The organism is Pantoea sp. GbtcB22, from assembly GCF_019091025.1.
GTDB classification, from domain to species: Bacteria; Pseudomonadota; Gammaproteobacteria; order Enterobacterales; family Enterobacteriaceae; genus Pantoea; species Pantoea leporis.
This window is the reverse complement of the sequence record NZ_JAGXKB010000005.1, coordinates 83,179-103,362: the sequence shown is the minus strand read 5'-3', so window position 1 is coordinate 103,362 and position 20,184 is coordinate 83,179. Positions and strand designations below refer to the sequence as shown.

The 20,184-nt window shown below is 59.1% G+C and carries 3 protein-coding genes; all 3 read right to left on the bottom strand.

The features are described from left to right. Positions 1-17 precede the first annotated feature (17 nt). On the bottom strand, positions 18-16,112 hold the full coding sequence (locus tag KVT28_RS16800) for an Ig-like domain-containing protein (protein ID WP_217549382.1): 16,095 nt from the start codon (positions 16,110-16,112) through the stop codon (positions 18-20). A gap of 307 nt (positions 16,113-16,419) precedes the next feature. Further along, on the bottom strand, positions 16,420-17,109 hold the full coding sequence (locus tag KVT28_RS16795) for an EAL domain-containing protein (protein ID WP_101761916.1): 690 nt from the start codon (positions 17,107-17,109) through the stop codon (positions 16,420-16,422). A gap of 714 nt (positions 17,110-17,823) precedes the next feature. Next, positions 17,824-19,803: a biosynthetic arginine decarboxylase gene (gene speA, locus KVT28_RS16790; RefSeq protein ID WP_101761914.1), complete on the bottom strand. Its 1,980-nt coding sequence runs from the start codon at positions 19,801-19,803 to the stop codon at positions 17,824-17,826. Positions 19,804-20,184 lie beyond the last annotated feature (381 nt).

The window sequence follows — 20,184 nt, the reverse complement described above, 5'->3', positions numbered from 1 at the left end:
CCTGCATCACAGAGCGATTACGCCGTGTGGTTTTGGTGCGGTTGTTGCAGCAGCTCCTCCAGAGAAACGTTCACGCCTTCCAGCGTAATCAGCTGAGTGGTGCTGTAACCCGTACCGGTACCATCACGGTCAATGGAGAGCACCGTATTGCCATCTGAAGTATGATCCACTTTTACGAAATCATTAATATTACTTGTGGAATCATTCCAGCCGATAAGCAAGTTACTGACGTCAATTTTGTCGCCTTGCGCGACATTGAAGTCGGTCCAGGTATCGTGACCGTTACCGCCGGTAGCATCCGCACTCGCCAGTAAGTGATACACCAACGTATCTGCGCCGGCACCGCTGGTGATGGTGTCGTCGTAAGCACCGCCGGTTAGCGTGTCAGCCCCCGTGGTTCCTGTGATGGTTGGATGCAGCTCAATGGTGAACGACTGCGTGGTGATGGTGCCATCGCTCGCCGCCAGGGTGTAACTGAACACCTCTTTATGGGTAATGGATTGTCCATCCACGCCCGCATTCAGTGAATAGGTGTAGTTACCGTTGGCGGCAATACTCAGCACACCAAAGTCGCCGGCAATCGACGTCGTACCCACGCTGTGAACCGTGGTGATATCGCCGTGTTCATTAGTGATACTCAAGGTTCCGGTGTGCGTGCCCGATGCTGAACCGTAGATGCTGCCGCTGGCGTCATGGTCATTGGTGGCTTCGGCCACCAGACTGTTGGTCGCCAGCAGCGTGCTGGTGGATGCACCGTTGTGCAGGTTCACCGTCAGGCTGGCTGAGGTCACCGCGCCGCTGGCATCACGCACCGAATAGGTGAAGACGTCGGTGGCTGGCACCAGATCGGCATCCAGTCCCGCCTTCAGCGTATAGGTGTAGTTACCGTGCGAATCGATGGTCAGCGTACCGTAGCTGCTGGTGATCACCGTGTTACCGGTGGCCGCAATCGCATTGCCAGTCACCTGGGTGACCACCGTACCGTTCGGCACCGTACCGGCGACGGAGCTGGTATCGTTGGTCAACAGGTTGCCGGTGACAGTTGCCGCCACGGTCAACGCCAGCGTCGTAATATCCGACGTGGTGGTGACGGTAGTCGATGGCAACACGCCAACACCGGTGCTGGTGCCCAACAGCACGGCATAGTTACCTGTACCGAGGTTGCTGTAAGTCACGTTGCCACCTGTTTGTGTACCAATGGTCAGAACCGTGGTGATGTAGTTGGCGTTGCTGGATTTCAGCGCCCAGGTGCCGTTCGCCTGCTGTTGATAGAGGTACAAGGTATAAGTCGATGTCAGCGCCGCCAGGCTAGTGGCCGAGGCGTGTAATGTCACCGTGCGCGTATCCCCTGCGCCAACGTTAAACATATAGGCGTTAGTGCTGCTCAATACTCCCACACCCAGCACGCTGCCGAGGTTAACGCTCAGCAATGCGACGCTGGTCGAACTGGTATTGGCATTGGTGATGGTGCCGATTTGGGTGGTGTAATCCACTTCGTTGACATCATTCGCTGCCACGATTTGAATCGCACCGGTCAGCGGGGTGCTGGTCGATACGTTGCCTGCGCGGTCAGTCTGAATCACCGACAGCGAAGCACCGGTGGTTTGCGCCGTACTCAGGCTCACCGACCATGAACCGCCGCTGCCTACCGTCGTTGTACCCAGCGCGTTACCGCCCGCATCACGTACCGTTACCGTTGCCCCCACTTCACCGCTACCGGTGACCGTGGTACCGGCACCGTTGATTGCCAGGCCACTTACCGCCGCAGGCGGCACAGTATCGACGTTCACCGTCACCGCCGTGTTACCGGTGCTGACGTTACCCGCCGCATCAGTCACCGTTACGCTCAACGGATGCGCACCGTTCGCCAGTGCGCTGGGGGTGTAAGTCCAGCTGCCACCGGCGCCAACCGTTACTGAACCCAGCGCGGTGGTGCCATCGTAGATGGTGACAATCGCGCCCACTTCCGCCGTGCCGTTCAGCACTGGCGTGGTGTCACGGGTGTACGCGCCATTGGTCAGCGTCACCGGCGTGCTGCCGGCGTCGTCGGTAATGGTGAGCGTACTGGCCGTTGGTGCCACAGTGTCGATGCGCAGCGTGGTCGAGGCGTTCGGGCTGACGTTGCCCGCCGCATCGGTTGCCGTCACGTTCAGCGTATGGGTGCCGTTGCTCAGCGCAGTCGAGACGAAGCTCCATGTGCCACCGCTGCCCACCGTGGTGGTGCCCAGCAGTGTGGTGCCGTCGTACACGCTGATCCGTGCCCCGACTTCGCCGTTACCGGTCAACAGCGGCGTGCTGTCGTTGGTGATGCCGTTATTCGGAATGGTCACCGCCGTGCTGCCGTTGTTATTGGCAGCGACCAGGTTGGTGACCGCCGCTGGCGGCGTGGTATCGATAATGACCGACGCCGACGTCGTCCCGCTGACGTTACCGGCCGTGTCCGTTACCGTCACACTCAATGGATGCGTGCCCTGCGTGAGCGCGGCGGTGGTGAAGGTCCATGCGCCGGTGCTACCTGCAATCGCCGTGCCTAACAAGGTACCACCATCGTAGATCGAGACGCGGCTGCCCGCTTCCGCCACGCCGCTCAACGTTGGCGTGGTGTCGTTGGTAGCACCGCCGCTCGGCACCACGGTACTGGTGACATCATTGGTGATCACCAGCGTTGACGCCGCTGGAGCCACGGTATCCACCGTAATGGAAACCGTCGCCGATGCCGCACTGGTGTTACCCGCGGCATCGGTCACCGTCACGCTCAGCGGATGGCTACCGTTGCTCAGGGTCGCGGTGGTGAAGCTCCATGCACCTGAACCATTGGCGGTGGTGGAACCAATCACGGTGGTACCGTCGTAGATGGTCACAATCGCGTTGGCTTCCGCCGTGCCGCTCAGGGTTGGCGTGGCGTCATCGGTAAAGGCACCGTTCGCCAGCGGCCCCTGAAGAGTGCCGACGTCATCATTGATCACCAGATTGGTCACCGGATTCGGCGCCACGGTATCAATCGTCAGGGTGGTTGAGGCGTTCGGGCTCACGTTACCCGCCGCATCGGTTGCCGTGACGTTCAGCGTATGTACACCGTTGCTCAGCGCCGTCGAGACGAAGCTCCATGTGCCACCGCTGCCCACCGTGGTGGTGCCCAGCAGCGTGCTGCCATCGTAAACGCTGATCTTCGCGCCAATCTCGCCGGATCCGGTCAATAGCGGCGTATTGTCGTTGGTCACGCCGTTGTTCGGAATGGTCACCGCCGTACTGCCGTTATTGTTAGCGGCCACCAGATTGGTGACTGCCGCTGGCGGCGTGGTATCGATGGTTACCGAGGCTGAGGTGCTACCGCTGACGTTACCGGCCGCGTCGGTGACCGTGACGCTGAGTGGATGCGTGCCGGTGGTGAGCACGCCGGTGGTAAAGGTCCATGCGCCTGTGCCATTCGCAATCGCCGTCCCCAGCAACGACGCGCCATCATAAATCGACACGCGGCTGCCCGCTTCCGCTACACCGCTCAGCGTTGGGGTGTTGTCGTTGGTGGCACCACCGCTCGGCACCGTGGTGCTGGTGATGTCGTTGGTGATCACCAGCGTTGAAGCCGCTGGCGCCACGGTGTCTACCGTGATGGAAACCGGCGTGGTGGCGGCACTGGTGTTACCCGCCGCATCTTTCACCGTCACGCTCAGCGGATGCACACCGTTGCCTAGCGTAGCAGTAGTAAAGGTCCATGCACCGCCCGCGCCAGCCACCACTGAACCCAGCACCGTGGTGTCGTCGTAGATAGTGACAATCGCATTCGCTTCTGCCGTACCACTCAGCGTTGGCGTGGCATCATCGGTCACCGCACCGTCCGCCAGTGGCCCCTGAATGCCGCCCACATTATCGTTGATCACCAGGTTAGTGACGGGCGCCGGTGCCACGGTATCCACCGTCAGAGTCAGCGTTGCATTCGGGCTGACGTTGCCCGCTGCATCCGTCGCCGTGACGTTGAAGGTGTGCGCCCCCTCCGCCAGCGTTGGCGTGGTGAAGCTCCATGCGCCGTTAGTGCCTGCGGTAACAGAACCGATAATCGAGGTGCCATCGCGGATAATCACCAGACTGCCCGCGTCTGCCGTACCGCTCAGCGCTGGCGTGTTGTCATTGGTGCTGCCGTTATTGGCGATCGCCACCGGCGTGCTGCCGTTGTTGTTGGCAGCAGCCAGACCGGACACCGCCCCCGGCGCGACGGTATCGATAATCACCGTGGCCGAGGTGCTGCCGCTGACGTTACCCGCCGCATCGGTGACCGTGACGCTCAGTGGATGAGCGCCTTGCGTCAGCACATCGGTGGTGAAGGTCCATGCGCCGTTGCTGCCTGCCACTGCCGTACCCAGCAGGGTGCCGCTATCGTAAATCGACACGCGGCTGCCGGCTTCCGCCGTACCGCTCAGCGTTGGCGTGCTGTCGTTGGTTGCACCACCATTCGGCACCGTGGTGCTGGTGAGATCATTAGTGATTAACAAGGTTGCGTTGGCTGGCGCCACCGTATCGACATTGACCGTGAAGTTGGTCGCCGCGCTGGTGTTACCGGCTGCATCGCGCACCGTCACGCTCAACGGATGCGATCCGTCGCTCAATGCGGCAGTGGTAAAGCTCCACGCACCATTGCTGCCCGCCACCACAGAACCCAGCACCGTGGTGCCTTCCGAGATAATCACGATATTGCCAGCGGTGGCATTACCGCTCAGCGTTGGCGTGTTGTCATCGGTCGCCGCACCGCTGGTGAGTGCCCCTTGTGTTGCACCTACGTTATCAGAAACCACCAGATCGGTGACTGGCGTTGGCGCTGCCGTGATCACAGTGAAGCTGATCGCCGCATTCGGGCTGACGTTACCGGCGAGATCGGTCGCCGTCACGTTCAGGGTATGCAGACCATCAGCCAGCGTGGGTGACGTGAAGCTCCATGCGCCGTTGCTGCCTGCGGTGACAGAACCGATAACGTCGGTGCCATCACGGATCACCACCACGCTACCCGCTTCCGCCGTACCGCTCAGCGCTGGCGTGTTGTCGTTGGTGTTCCCCCCCGCAGCAATGGTCACCGGCGAACTGCCGTTGTTGTTGGCAGCAGTCAAACCGCTCACCGCCGTTGGTGCGACGGTATCTACGATTACCGTTGCCGTGCTGGATGCCGCGCTAGTGTTACCGGCGGCATCTGTTACGCGAACGGTGAGCGAATGGCTGCCTTCGCCCAGTACCGGTGAAATAAAGCTCCATGCTCCGCCTGTTCCGGCAGCAACCGAACCGAGCAAGGTCGTACCGTCGTAAACGGTGATCACACTGCCCACTTCTGCGGTACCGCTCAGCGTCGGCGTGTTGTCGTTGGTCGAACCGCCATTTGGCACCACTGTGCTGGTGACGTCGTTGGTGACCACCAGCGTCGAGGCGTTGGGTGCCACGGTATCGACAGTGAGATTCACGACATCAGAGCGCGGACCGACGTTACCCGCCGCATCCGTCACGGTGACGCTCAGCACATGTCCGCCCTGACTCAGCGTTGGCGACGTGAAGTCCCACTCACCGCTACCATTGGCGACCGTTGAGCCGATAACCGTGTTGCCGTCATAAATCGTAACAATGCCGTTGGCTTCCGCGAGACCGGCGAGCCGCGGGGTACTGTCGTTGGTGGTGCCATTGTTAGCAATGGGCACGGTTACGCCGTCGTTGTTATTAGCGGCAGAGAGGTTAGTTGCTGCAAGCGGTGCCACGGTATCAATAGTGAAATTCACCGTTGGCGAGGTTGCGCCCGGATTACCCACTGAATTGACCGTGGTGACATAGATGCCGTGCGGTCCATCATTCAGCGTTGGCGTGAAGGTCCACTGTCCGGTCGCCCCGACGGTGACGCTACCCAACACGGTAGCACCATCGTGAATGGTAATCACATCACCGACCGTCGCCGCACCGGTTAATACCGGCGTACCGTCCTTGATATTGGCACCGTCATTCACGGTAACCAGTGAATTGCCGCTATCGTCGGTGATCACCAGCGTACTGACCGCTGGCGGCAGATCCGCTGCGATATTCAGCGTAAACGCCGGACTGCTTGCCGCGCTGACGTTGCCTGCTACATCGGTCACTGTGAAGGTGAAGTTATGCTCGCCGTTAGAGAGCGCGCTGCCCGGCGTGAAGCTCCATGTGCCGCCAGTGGCGATCACGGTGCCCAGCAGCGTGGTGCCATCGTAAACCGATACTCGGCTGCCCGCTTCAGCGGAGCCGCTCAGCGTTGGCGTGCTGTCATCGGTGGTGTCACCCGACGTCAACGGACCGGTGCTGCCCCCCTCATCGTCTGTTACGACAAGATCGCTGACCGTTGCCGGTGCAGCCGTATCAATATTAATCGTAATCGGTATCGCTTCCGGGCCCGTCGTCCCCGCAGCGTTGGTGACTGAAACGGTGAAGCTGTGCTGGCCATCATCTAAAGCCGCAGTTTCAAAGCGCCACTCGCCGTTGTCGCCTACCGTGGTGGTGCCAAGAAGATCGCTGCCCTCGTAGATGTTGATGATGGTGCCCGCTACACCGGTTCCGCTCAGCAAAGGCGTGTTGTCGTTGGAGTCACCGTCATCCGCCACCTGCACGGTGGTAGTGGCCGCATTATTGTAAATAGCAAAGCTCGACACCGCTGCCGGCGTAGAGGTGTCCACCGTCAGTGATACCGAGGCATTGGCGCTCACGTTGCCCGCCGCATCGGTCACGGTGACATTCAGCGTATGGGTGGCGTCAGTCAGCGCGCTGGTGGTGATGCTCCATGCGCCGTTGCTGCCTGCTACGGCTGAACCCACTAAGGTGGTGCCGTCATAGACGCGAACAATCGCGTTGGCTTCCGCCGTGCCGCTGATGGCTGGCGTGCTGTCATTGGTAATGCCGCCATCGGCAATGGTCACCGGTGAGCCACCATTGTTATTTTGCAGCAGCAGATCGTCAGCCGGTTGCGGTGCGGTGGCATCCACCACCACGGTAAAGGTCGAGGATGGCGAACTGACGTTGCCGACCTCGTCGGTTACGGTGGCGGTCAGCGTATGCGAACCCTCAGTTAAGGTCGGTGAGCTGAAGCTCCAGGTTCCGCCCGACGTTGCGGTGGTCGAGCCGATCACGGTGGTGCCATCATAAAGAGTGACCAGGCTGCCCGCTTCCGCTGTGCCACTCAGCAACGGCGTGTTGTCGCTGGTGGTGGCGCCGTTCGGCACCAGTACTGGCGTCCCGCCGTTGTCATTGTTCACCACCAGCGTGGCTGGCGCTGGAACCACGCTGTCGACGGTGAAATCAATCGCCGCTGACGCTGTACTCACGTTGCCCGCCGCATCCACCACGGTGGTGCTCAGACTGTGCGCGCCCTCATCCAGCGTGGGTGAGGTGAAGCTCCACTGGCCGTTGCTGCCCACCGAAGCGCTACCGATGATGGTTGTGCCGTCACGGATTATCACCGTGCTGCCCGCTTCGGCGGTACCGGTGAGGAATGGCGTGTTGTCGTTGGTGAAGCCGCCGTTGGTGATAGCCACCGGCGACGTGCCTTCATCATTACTGGCCACCACGTTCAGCGCTGCCGCTGGCGGTGTGGCATCAATCACGACGCCAATGGTGCTCGGCGCACTGACGTTTCCTGCCGCATCGCTGGCCGTGACGCTAAAGGTATGGGTTCCATCCGCCAGCGCGCTCGCCGGCGTGAAGGTCCAGGTTCCGCCCGCCCCGACGGTGGTGGATCCCAACACGCCGTTCTGATCGGACACGGTGATGATGCTGCCCGCTTGTCCGGAACCGCTCAGCACCGGTGTGCTGTCGTTGGTGAGCCCGCCGTTCGGAATGCTAACGGGTGTACCAATATCATTGGTCAGCGTCAGGCCGGTTGCTGCTGGCGGTGCCACGGTATCAACGGTGACGGTGATGGTGCTGCTTGCCGGTCCGGTGTTACCTGCGGCGTCACGCACCGTCACGCTCAGGTTGTGCGTGCCATCGGTCAGATTGGGTGAGAAGCTCCAGGCGCCCTGCGCATCGGCGACGGCGCTGCCCAGTACGGTGGTGCCGTCAGACACAATCACAATGCTGTTGGCTTCTGCGGTACCGCTCAACACTGGCGTGTTGTCGTTGGTGGTGCCGTTGTTAGCAATCGGCACCGGCGAACCGCCGTTGTCGTTGTTCAGCACCAGTCCGGTTGCCGCAACAGGCGCAACGGTATCAACATTAAAGGCAATGGCTGCGGAGGCAGGACCGACGTTACCCGCAGGATCGGTGACGGTCGCCGTCAGGCTGTGCGCACCTTCACCCAGCGTTGGCGTGGTGAAGCTCCACTGTCCGTTACTGCCGACAATCGCGGTGCCCAGCACGGTAGCGCCATCCAGCACGGTCACGGTGCTGCCGGCTGCTGCGGTACCGCTGATCGCCGGTGTGGCATCGTTGGTGGTGCTGCCTGCGGCAATCGTAACCGGTGAACTGCCGTTGTTGTTGTTCAGCGCGATCGCACCTGGCGCCACTGGTGGCGTGGTATCAATGCTGAAGTTCAGGGCCGCGGACGGCGAACTGACGTTACCTGCAGCATCGGTCACCGTGGTGGTCAGGCTGTGATCGCCCTCGCCCAGCTCCGGCGAAGTGAAGCTCCAGTTGCCGCCGCTGCCGACCACAACCGAGCCCAGCACGTTGCTGCCGTCAGAAACAATCACGATGCTGCCTGCTTCAGCGCTGCCGCTCAACACCGGTGTGGTGTCGTTGGTGGCGCCGCCTGCAGCAATCGGTACCGGCGTTTGGCCGGAATCATTGCTCAGTTGCAGCCCTGTCGCCGCATTCGGCGCCTCGGTATCGACGATAAAGGCGATTGCCGTAGACGGAGCGCTGCTGTTGCCTGCGGCGTCAGTGACGGTTGCCGTCAGGTTGTGCGCGCCCTGGCTCAGCGCTGGTGAAGTGAAGCTCCAGGTTCCATCGGTGCCAACAATCGTCGAGCCCAGTACGGTGGTGCCGTCACGCACGATGATGATGTTGTCCGCCTCGGCGGTACCGCTCAGCACCGGCGTGGTGTCGTTAGTGGCTCCGCCCGAGAGGATTGGCGTTGGCGTGCTGCCCTGATCGTTACTGAGTACCACCGTAATCACAGCTGGCGGCGCGGTGACATCGATGGTAACCGCGTACGGCGTAGAGGCCGGGCCGACGTTACCGGCCGGATCGGTGACGGTAGCGGTCAGGCTGTGCGCGCCCTCGTCCAGCGGATTGGCCGGAGTGAAGCTCCATTTGCCATCGGTGCCGACGGTGGTGCTGCCCAGTACCTCGGTGCCATCACGCACGGTGACGACGCTGCCCGCTTCGGCACTTCCGCTCAACACTGGCGTGGTGTCGTTGGTGCGACCGCCGGTATCAACAGGAATCGCCGTGCCGCTGTTGTTATTGCTGAGCTGCAGATCGGTGGCGGCGGCTGGCGGTGTGGTATCCACGGTAAAGGTAACCGGCGCGGATGCGCCGCTGCTGTTGCCCGCCGCATCGGTGACGGTGGTGGTCAGGCTGTGTGCGCCCTCGCCCAGCGCGATCGTTGGCGTAAAGCTCCAGTTGCCGTCGGTGTCCGCCGTGGCGGTGCCCAGCACGGTGGTGCCATCCAGTACGGTGATGGTGCTGCCCGCTTCGGCGCTGCCGCGCAACACCGGCGTGCTGTCGTTGGTGATACCGCCAGCGGCAATCGCCGTGCCGCCGTCGTTACTCAGTTGCAGACCGGTTGAGGTTGCCGGTGGCTGCGTATCCACGGTGAAGTTAATCGGCGCAGACGGATCGCTGACGTTACCCGATGCGCTGGTGACGGTGGTGGTCAGGCTGTGCGCGCCTTCGCTCAACGCCGGTGTGCTGAAGCTCCAGCTGCCGCCGCTGCCAACCACAACGGTGCCGAGCACGGTGGTGCCATCCAGTACGGTGACGGTGCTGCCCGCCGCTGCGCTACCGCTGAGCACCGGCGTGGTGTCATTGGTCGCGCCGCCGGACGCAATCGGAACTGGCGTGCCGCCGTTATCATTGTTCAGCTCAAGGTCAGCTGCGACTGGCGGTTGGGCGGTGTCGATATTGACGACGATGGGGGCCGATGCCGGGCCAACGTTACCGGCCGGATCGGTGACGGTCGCAGTAAGCGTGTGCTCTCCCGCCGTCAACGGTGCGGTGGGGATCACGCTCCAGCTGCCATCACTGCCAACGGCTGCGCTGCCGATCACGGTCGTGCCATCACTCACCGTGACGATGCTGCCCGCTTCTGCGATGCCGCTCAGCGCAGGTGTGGTGTCATTAGTGGTGCCGCCCGCAGCAATCGGTACCGGCGTCGCTCCTTCATTGTTGCTGAGTTGCAGACCCGTTGCCGCCGCAGGTGGCGTGATATCCACGGTGACCACAATGGGCGCAGAGGGCGCACCGGTGTTGCCCGCCGGACTGGTAACGGTGGCGGTCAGGCTGTGATTGCCCTCGTTCAGCGCTGGCGTGGTGAAGCTCCATGTTCCGCCGCTGCCAACGGTGACGGTACCGAGTACGGTAGCGCCATCAGAAACGGTAATGGTGCTGCCCGCCGCTGCGGTGCCGCTCAATACTGGCGTTGCATCATTGGTTGCCGCACCAGAGGGAATAGGAACAGACGTGCCGCTGCTGTCGTTACTCAGCTGCACACCGCCCGGTGCTGGCGGTGCCGTGGTATCGATGGTGAAGGTCAATGGCGTGCTGGCCGCGCCGGTATTGCCCGCCGCATCGGTCACGGTGGTGGTCAGGCTGTGTGGTCCATCGCCGAGCGCCGGAGAGGTAAAGCTCCAATTGCCATCGTTGCCGACGGTCACCGAACCCAACGCCGTGCTGCCATCAGACACCGTCACGACGCTGCCCGGTTCCGCACGACCGCTCAACACCGGCGTAACATCGTTGGTGGTGCCGCCATCCGCGACCGGCACCAGCGTGCCGCTGCCATCGTTGCTCAGTTGCAAATCGGTCGCCGCTGCCGGTGGCGTGGTATCCACAATCACAATCACCACCGACGACGCAGGGCCGACGTTACCGGCCGTATCGGTGACGGTGGTGGTGAGATTGTGCTGCCCTTCACTCAGCGGATCGGTTGGTGTAAAGCTCCAGTTGCCGTCGATGCCGGTGATTGCGGTGCCCAGCACCGTAGTGCCATCGCTCACCGTCACGGTGCTGCCCGGTTCGGCGGTGCCGTTCAGGGTTGGCGTGGTGTCGCCGGTGGTGCTACCTGAAGCCAGCGGCGTGCCGTCGTCGTTGGTGAACTGCACATTGCCCGCTGCGGCAGGCGGCTGGGTATCGATGGTCACAGTCACCGGCGTAGAAGCCGGGCCGGTATTGCCGGCGGCATCGGTAACGGTTGAGGTCAGGCTATGATCGCCATCGCTCAGCGGTGGCGTGGTGTAACTCCAGCTGCCATCGTTGCCCACCGTGGTGGTGCCGAGCACGGTGGTGCCATCCGAGATGGTCACTGTGCTGCCTGCTTCACCGCTGCCGGTCAAGGTTGGCGTGTTGGTGTTAGTGCTGCTGCCTTCCGGGATCGGCACACCTGCACCATCTTCCAGCGCCACGCCGGTTGGCGCGGTCGGCACCACGGTATCAATGGTGATGTTGATGGTTGGCGAATCGGTCTCCACGCCGGTTGTGGCGTTGGTGGCGACCGCGTGGAAAGCGTAAGTGGCATCGGCCAGCGCCGCAGGCGTGAAGTTCCACTGCCCATCGCTACCCGCGACCGTGCTGCCAATGATGGTGGTGCCGTTATACAGCGTGATCAGATCGCCCGCGCCCGCCTGGCCGCTAAGAATCGGCGTGGTGTCGTTAGTGCTGGAGTTGTTTGGCAGTTCAACCAGCGTGCTGCCGCTGTCGTCGGTCACCACCAGCAGGCTGCTGGTCGCCGGAACGCCAGCATCGACATTGAGGGTAAATACCGGCGACGACGGGCTAACATTGCCTGCCGCATCGGTGACGGTGGTGGTCAGGCTGTGTTGGCCGTTAGTCAGCGCGGCATCTGGCGTGAAGCTCCAGCTACCGTCGCTGCCCGCTGTCGCTGAGCCCAGTAGCGTGGTGCCGTCATAAACGCGCACCACCGATCCCGCTTCGGCGGTGCCGCTCAGGGTTGGCGTGCTGTCGTCGGTGATAGTGCCCGAAGTCAACGGACCGGTGCTGCCGCCGACGTTATCGTTTACCACCAAACCGCTGACCGGCGCTGGCGCGGTGGTATCTACGCTGAAGGCGATCGGTGTGGTCGCCGGGCTAACATTGCCCGCCGCATCGGTCACGGTGGTGCTCAGGCTGTGATTGCCCTCCGCCAGCGTCGGTGTGGTAAAGCTCCAGTTACCGTCGCTGCCGACCGTCACGGTACCCAACACGGTGGTGCCATCGAGTATAGTGACGGTGCTGCCCGCTTCCGCGCTGCCGCTTAAGACTGGTGTCGCGTCATTGCTGGCACCGCCAGCGGTAACTGGCTGCGTAATGCTGCCCGCATCGTTGGTGAGTTCCACGTCGGTTGCGGCATCGGGCGCGATGGTATCCACGGTGATGTTAATGGTTGCGGTATCAGTGACGTTGCCGTTGGCATCGGTAATGGTGCCGTGCAACGCATGCGGACCATTGCCTAAACCGGTGACATAGAAAATCCACTGACCGTTACTGCCCGCCGTGGTGCTGCCCAGCACGGTGGTGCCGTCATACAGGGTTATGATATTGCCGGGCCCCGCCAAACCGGTTAATACCGGGCTGTCATTGTTGGTGCTGCCGCCGTCAGTCAGCTGACCCACGGTATTGCCGTTTTCATCCGTCACTTCCAGCGACGATGTGGCTGGCGGAATAGCCGCATCAACGTTGATCACAATCGGCGGACTGGCTGGGCCGACGTTACCGGCGCTGTCCGTGGCGGTGACGGTGAGGGTATGGCTGCCATTGCTCAACGCTGGCGTGGTGAAACTCCAGGTTCCGTCGGTGTCCACGGTAGTGTTACCCAGCAGCGTGGTGCCATCGTAAATACTGATGGTGGCATTCGGCTCGCCGGTGCCGCTCAGGGTTGGTGCGCGGTCATCGGTGGTATCGCCGGACGTTAACGGCCCTTGTACCGCGCCGACGCTATCTTCGATCACCAGATCGGCAATAACGGCTGGCGGCGTGGTATCCACTGTTAAAGTAACGGCTGCCGACGCCGGACCGGTGTTGCCGGCCGGATCGGTGACGGTGGTGGTCAGGCTGTGGTTGCCGTCACTCAGGGTTGGCGAGGTGAAGCTCCAGCTGCCGTCGCTGCCCACCGTTACGCTGCCGAGCACGTTGGTGCCATCCAGCACGGTAACGGTGCTGCCCGGTTCTGCGGTGCCGCTCAAGGTTGGCGTGTTGTCATTGCTGGTGCCGCCAGAGGCAATGGGTACCACGGTGCTGCCGCTGTTATCGCTCAATTGCAAGTCGCCAGCCGCTGCCGGCGCGGTGTTATCAATAGTGATGTTGAGGGTGCCGGAATCGGTCACATTGCCATTGGTATCAGTGGCCGTGGCGTGGAAGGCATAAGTCCCGTCGGCCAGCGCAGTGGCTGGCGTAAAGCTCCATTGCCCATCCGCACCCGCGACGGTGCTGCCGAGCAGCGTGGTGCCGTTATATAACTCGATGAGCGCGCCCGCCGAGGCCAGACCGCTCAAGGTTGGCGTGGTGTCCTGCGTGCTGGAACCTTCTGGCAACAGGCGAAGTGTGCTGCCGCTGTCATCGGTGATTTCCAGCGTGCTGGTGGTTGGCGGTACGCCAGCGTTGACGGTGAAGCCAACACCGGTTGTCGCTGGGCTGACGTTACCTGCCGCATCGGTCACCGTTACGCTGAGCGAATGGCTACCGTTGCTCAACGTTGGCGTGGTAAAGCTCCAGGTACCGTCGTTGCCAACGGTGACGCTGCCGAGCAGCGTGCTGCCATCATAAATTTTGACGATGGCGTTGGCTTCACCGTTACCGGATAGCGTGGGTGTGCTGTCGTCGGTGGTGCCGCCCGCGGTGATTGGGCCGGTTGCAGCACCGACGTTATCGCTGATCACCACATTGCTGGCACCCGCAGGTGCCTGAGTATCCACGGTGAAGGCGATCGGCGTCGAGGTTGGACCCACATTACCTGCCGCGTCGGTGACCGTGGCGGTCAGGCTGTGACCGCCTTCGGTTAAGGTCGGCGCAGTGAAGCTCCATGACCCATTGCTGCCCACGGTTGCCGTACCGAGCACGCTATCGCCATCACGCACGGTGACGGTGCTGCCCGGTTCAGCGGTGCCGCTCAGCACCGGCGTGGTGTTATTGGTCGCGCCACCGGCGGCAATCGGTTGTAGCGTGCTGCCATCGTTATCGCTCAGCGTTACGCCACCGGCCGCAGCAGGTGCGACGGTATCCACCGTGATGGTGATGGTTGGCGTTTGCGTCACGCTGCCCGCGTTGTTATCAACGGTGGCGTGCAGCGCGTAGGCACCGTCAGCCAACGCAGTTGGGGTAAAGGTCCACTGACCATCGCTGCCCGCAACCACGCTACCCAGCACCGTGGTGCCGTTATACAGCGTGATCAGCGCACCCGCCGTCGCCAGGCCGCTCAACGTTGGCGTGTTATCCTGAGTGCTGGCGCCGTTGCTGAGCTGCACCAGCGTGTTGCCGGAGTCATCGGTGATTTCCAGCGACGTTGTGGCAGGCGGAATAGCGGCCTGCACGGTGATTTCATAAGGGGCTGATGGCGCGCTGACGTTGCCAGCCGCATCGGTCACGGTCACAGTCAGGCTGTGGCTGCCGTTACTCAGGGCGCTGGTGGTGTAACTCCAGCTGCCATCGGAACCCACGACCGCCGTACCCAGCAACGTTTGCCCATCGTAGACGCTGACAATCGCCCCCACTTCACCGCTGCCGGTAAGCGTCGGCGTGTTGTCATCGGTCGTCCCGCCGTTATTTACGGTGCCGCCGCTGCCGCCTGAATTATCGTTAACCTGCAGGTCGATGACTGATGCTGGCGCTTGCGTATCCACGGTGAAAGTGATGGTCGCTGGCGTGCTGACGTTGCCCGCCGCATCGGTGGCGGTGATGCTCAACGTATGGCTGCCCTCGCCCAGCGTTGGGCTGGTAAAGCTCCATGTGCCGTTGCTGCCCACGGTGACACTGCCGAGCACCGTATCGCCATCGCGGATGGTGATAATCGAGCCCGCTTCCGCCGTTCCGCTCAGCACTGGCGTGGTGTCTTTGGTCGCGCCGCCGTTAGGTATGGGCTGCGCAGTCGAACCGCTGTTGTTAATGACGCTCAGGTCGCCAACCGTTGCGGGCGCCACGGTATCCACGGTGAAATCCACCGGATTGGTCGCTGGGCTGGTGTTCCCCGCCGCGTCGGTGACGGTAGCGGTCAAACTATGCTGACCCTCCGCCAGCGCTGGCGTGGTAAAGCTCCAGCGGCCATCAGCGCCAACGGTCACGGTGCCGAGCAGCGTGCTGCCATCGTAGATGCTGACAATCGTGCCCGCTTCAGCGGTGCCGCTCAGCGTGGGTGTGTTGTCATCGGTAATGGCACCCGCGCCAATCGCGCCCTGATACGGACCTACGGCGTCGTTGATCACCAAATCCGTGATGGCGGTTGGCGGCGTAGTGTCGTTTTCACCGGGATCGGTGGGATTGGTTGGGTTGGTAGGATTAGTTGGGTTGGTGGGATTGCCGCCGTTGTTACCGTCATCGGGATTGGTCGGCGAGGCATTACCGCCACCACCACCTGAACCGGCAAACAGCGCACCTAAGCCCGCCAGCGCCGCACCACCGATACCAAAGGCAGCAATGGTGCCGTTATTGGTGGTGTTTTCCGCTAACAGCCCTTCGGTGCTGTCGATTGAAACGTACTGGAAACCTTCTGTACCGGGATCTTCAACCCACCACATGGCGCCGCGATCGTCCTGCAGAACCAGATCGCTATCGCCATTCGGGCTGTAAAAATTATGAATAACAACCACTTCACCAGACTTCGTGGTGACGACTAAATCATTACCATTGCGTGTGAAAGACTTAATATCAGACTGATTAAGATGCAGCTTCACCAAACTCGGAGCGGTCAAATTAACTTGATTTCCACTCAGCTCAGAAGCAACGGTCCCACCTTTTGGGGTTACTGAGATATTATTCATGTTATCGAGATCCCGCAGTTTCCATAATCACGCCCGGTATCAGCAGACACCGGCTTTTACAGCGAATAATCGCGACGATTATTCACTTCTTCTCTTGATCGATTTCATACAGGCTGAGAATGAAATCGCGTTGAGTTTTGTTTAGCCGCCATCCTGATAACTGATTGGTTTTATTTCTTAAAATCACCACGGGAAAAATATATTTATTCTCAAGCGGCCGGGCACAAATGACGTGAAACGCATAAAGCCCAGGCTTTGACATTTTTTCAGTTCCCCGAGGGATGAAACCAACTCAATAATTTCAGGATTAAGCTAATAAATCATCGAGATAGACGCTCTGCCACAAATAGCCCTGCATGCCATAAATTGCTTTATGCGACAGCAGGTCGACCTGTTGTTGATTTTCAACACCCTCAACGATGACGCCGTTGCATAATTCGTTGAGATGGTCGAGCAGAATGTCAAAGGTGCGACCGTCGCCAAATTGCCAAAAAAATTCTTTGTCAATCTTGACGATTTCAAATATTCCGCTATCAAACATGGAAAGGTTGGAATAACCCGGACCAAAGTCATCGAGCCATAAAGGGGCTGGCGTCACTTTCGCGACACCTTTTAAAATCAACAGATCGGCGCTATTAAATCGCGCAGTAAAGAATGCTGATATTTCCAGACGCAACAGCGTCAGTTGAGCCAGTTTTTCTTGTATTTCAGCATCTTTAAAAATGCTGGCTACGATATCTCTATCAACATTGACACTGACAATCTGGTCGAACCCTTTCTGGTATAGCTGAATAAGTTTTTCGATCTGGTGGAGGAATAACTGCCATTTAACGTCAGCAGAAAGCTGACTGAAGAACCCAACATCCCTTTCAGGGTTACGCTTATTATTGATATTTGCGTCGTCTGCAAGACGCGTTAACAATTCCCTGGCAATCACCTGGCCGGATAAATCGTAAACCGGCTCCAACAAGAACACTGTCTTCGGTTGATTGCTCATTTCACATCCTTACTGCAACTGCCTGATAGCCTTAAACTGTCAGGATTTCTCATGTAAGAAGTAAGGTAAACATTGATAAAACTTAATGTCTTAACTGAAGGTTAACGTACTACTTACACTTTGAGAAATAGATTTCAGTAAACACTTCAGGCAACTTCAATCGTTTAAATCAATCAATAACGTAAGTAAATTTCTCTAAAATTCACAAAAGCTCAGAAAATTCTTAATCTAATTTAACTTATCTTTTACTTTAAGAGATCTGTAAAAACATTATCGAATTGAAAAATAATGATAAAAAAAGATTCTGCACGATTTGATAGCTCTCCTTAACTCAAATTGCAAAATGTTTTATCTGGAATCTATGCTTCCAAAAAGCGCCAATAACCACTAATTTCCATAGTGACTATTAAAATCTTAATGTTTAAATTTTTATTATGCATTGCAAAGAATACATAACAGAATAACTGCTTAATCCATGATGAATCAGTAAGTAAGGTAAGGATATTAAGAAAATAATCAGCGTTGCCGACTCGCTTTATTAGAGAAAAGAAGGAGATAGCATTTGGGGAGGTAAATGTGGGATTTACGTGGCGGGTTACAAATAAGCCAAAGGTGATCGTCTTCACAAATCAAATTAAATTATTGTTGCCAGGCGCGGATATAGCAGGAAAAGCGAAAACCGAGCCCTTGCGAGCTCGGTTTAAGAGCAATTAATTACTCATCTTCTAAATAGGTATAACCGTACAAGCCACTCTCGAATTCAGACAAGAACTGCGCGCGCAGCTCTTCATCTATATCCGTTTGTTGCGTTACCTGATCGCGGAACAGCGTCATCAAATCGTTAGGATTCAGCTGCACGTACTCAAGCATATCCGCTACGGTATCGCCCTCATCCGACAGCTGAACTTCCACGCTGCCATCCGGGAACGCAAACACATCAACCGCTTCGGTATCACCGAACAGGTTATGCATGTTGCCGAGAATTTCCTGATACGCGCCCACCATAAAGAAGCCGAGCATCGGCGGATTGTCGATGTCGTATTCCGGCATCGGCATGGTGGTGGCAATGCCATCGCCATCGACGTAGTGATCGATGGTGCCATCGGAGTCACAGGTGATGTCGAGCAACACCGCACGACGCTTCGGCATTTTATTCAGCCCTTCCAGCGGCAGCACCGGGAACAGCTGATCGATGCCCCACGCATCCGGCATTGACTGGAACAGCGAGAAGTTGACGTAAATCTTATCCGCCATGCGCTCCTGCAACTCATCAATGATCGGGCGATGCGCGCGGTTGCTGGGATCGAGATGCTGCTGAATGTAGTGGCAGATGCTCAGATAAAGCTGCTCTGCCCAGGCGCGCTGGCCGAGATCGTAGGTGCCTGATGAATAACCGGTATGGATGTCGAACAGATCCATTTGGCTATCGTGCAGCCATTCGCGCAGCGAACGACGCACGTCAGGTTCGTGCATCTCCTGCCACGTATCCCACAGGCTCTGAATCGGACGCGGTGAATCGGCATCCGGTGCCACCGGCGTGCTGAACTCGTTACGCTCAACACCAATGATGTTGGACACCAGCACGGTGTGGTGCGCCGTCACCGCACGCCCTGACTCGGTGATCACGGTTGGATGCTCCAGCCCGTTCTCTTCACAGGCATCGCCAATCGCCCAAATCACGTTGTTGGCGTATTCGTTCAGACCGTAGTTGACCGAGCAATCTGACTGCGAGCGGGTTCCTTCATAATCCACGCCCAAACCGCCGCCCACATCGAAGCATTTGATGTTAACGCCCAGCTTAGCCAGCTCCACGTAGAAACGCGCCGACTCACGCACGCCGGTCGCGATGTCGCGGATGTTGGACATCTGCGAACCGAGATGGAAGTGCAGCAGTTGCAGGCTATCGAGACGGCCCGCTTTGCGCATGATATCGACCAGCTGCAACACCTGCGATGCCGCCAGGCCAAACTTCGATTTCTCACCGCCGCTCGACTGCCACTTGCCTGAGCCCTGCGACGCCAGACGCGCACGGATACCAAGACGCGGAATCACATTCAGACGCTCGGCCTCTTCCAGCACCAGACGCACTTCGGTCATCTTCTCGATCACCAGATAGACTTTGTGGCCGAGCTTTTCACCGATCAGCGCCAGACGAATGTATTCGCGGTCTTTATAGCCGTTGCAGACAATCACCGAACGGGTTTTGCCGGCGTGGGCCAGCACAGCCATCAGCTCGGCTTTCGAACCGGCTTCCAAGCCCAGCGGTTCGCCAGAGTTGACCAGCGACTCAATCACGCGCTTATGCTGATTCACCTTGATTGGGTAAACCAGGAAGTAGTCACCTTTATAGCCGTAAGATTCACGCGCGCGTTTGAAGGCGGCATTAATCGAACGCAGACGATGCTGGAGAATCTGCGGGAAGCAGAACAGCGCCGGCAGACGTTGACCGTCGGCTTCGCGCTCTTTCACCAGCTTCGCTAAGTCAACGCGCACTTCCGGCTGATCCGGATCGGGACACACGCTGATGTGCCCCAGCTCGTTGACGTCGTAATAGTTGTTTCCCCACCAGGCAATGTTGTAGGTACGCAGCATTCTGCTCGCTTCCTGATCGTTCATCGCCACCTCCTGCATGGAGCGGAGTACACCTTGTTCGCCAGCTGACGAACCCTTGATATTCTTCATGTCGTCAGACATCGCGAACCTCAATTTTCCGTTGAAATATGAATTTGTTACCGAGTTTTGTCATGGTGGCGCCAGGTAAAAATTGCCTCATCCTGCTTGCTGCCTCTGTAAGGTTGCACTGTGCAATGCTGACTCTAAGTGTAAAACACCGCGCCAAAGTCGGGGCAAATAGCCTGAGACTTCCACGGTCAGTAGACAGCGAAATAGAGTAATAGATGCAGAGAAATGTTAACCGGCGCGCGTGTCGGGAGAATGAACACAACGTCGATAAGAGAAAAGAACGGTTTTGGAGTGTGAAAGGAGTGCCAGCGCGCCGGAACAGCGCAGTGAACCAAAGCGAAAGAAAGAGTGGTTCATTACTTTAATCACCTCCATCGCCTGCTTAAAGCATGC

Bases quoted from the DNA above. Each gene is read 5' to 3' on its own strand.
- KVT28_RS16800 (WP_217549382.1), bottom strand. From the start codon at position 16,112: ATGAATAATATCTCAGTAACCCCAAAAGGTGGGACCGTTGCTTCTGAG.
- KVT28_RS16795 (WP_101761916.1), bottom strand. From the start codon at position 17,109: ATGAGCAATCAACCGAAGACAGTGTTCTTGTTGGAGCCGGTTTACGAT.
- speA (WP_101761914.1), bottom strand. From the start codon at position 19,803: ATGTCTGACGACATGAAGAATATCAAGGGTTCGTCAGCTGGCGAACAA.